This window comes from Arthrobacter sp. LAPM80, assembly GCF_046736435.1.
Taxonomy (GTDB): domain Bacteria; phylum Actinomycetota; class Actinomycetes; order Actinomycetales; family Micrococcaceae; genus Specibacter.
Window position 1 is genome coordinate 1 of sequence record NZ_JBCHVD010000064.1, and the last position, 729, is coordinate 729.

Sequence of the window (729 nt, forward strand, 5' to 3'; positions counted from 1 at the left end):
GGCAGGAAAACCAATTTCGCTACGCACGCATGCACTTTGACCTTGACTCCCACGACTCCTACGCTTCCAGTGACGATGACATCAAGCGGTTGGTGCCCAACCCCGCCAAGAACGCCTCCTACCAAAAACTCCTCACCGCCAGGAAACATCACGCCGAGGCTGCTGCGGACGTTGACGCGGCACTGACCGCCCTGCGAACGGCGCCGGCAGGGCAAAAGGAACTCAAGGTCGTGGTGACCAGCACAATGCACAACACGATCACGAAACCGTTGTGGAAAGCCGAGAAAGCCCTCATAGAAGCCGAGAAGGCGCATAAGAAGATCCCCGCGAAGATCATGCTCGGGAAACTATCACCGGGCCAGCAAGTCCTGGATACCGAGGTCAAGTTGATCCATACCGGGATCCGCATGGCCGCCTACAACACCGCCATGACCATCGCCAGGGAGATCCGTACCAATACCGGCTATGCCAAAGCCTCCAATGAAGCCCACGCCCTCATGCGCCAAGCCTTCGGCCAGTCAGGGGACATCGACCCCACCGTTCCAGGATTCCTCACGATCCGCCTCGATCCGCTGCCGACCCCAGCGAAAACCGACGCCCTCGCCGAGCTTTGCAACCACCTCGCCTCCACCGAAACCCGCTACCCCGGCACCAACCTCATCCTGCGCTACGAAGTCAAAGACAAAGCATCATCTCGAAAAAATTAACTCGCTATATCCGGAGTCCTGG

1 protein-coding gene is annotated in these 729 nt (G+C 58.6%); it reads left to right on the forward strand.

The annotated features are described in order from the left end of the window. Positions 1–707 (forward strand): putative transposase (locus AAGW05_RS18530; RefSeq protein WP_411806031.1); only part of this gene is annotated, 707 nt, incomplete at its 5' end. Positions 708–729 lie beyond the last annotated feature (22 nt).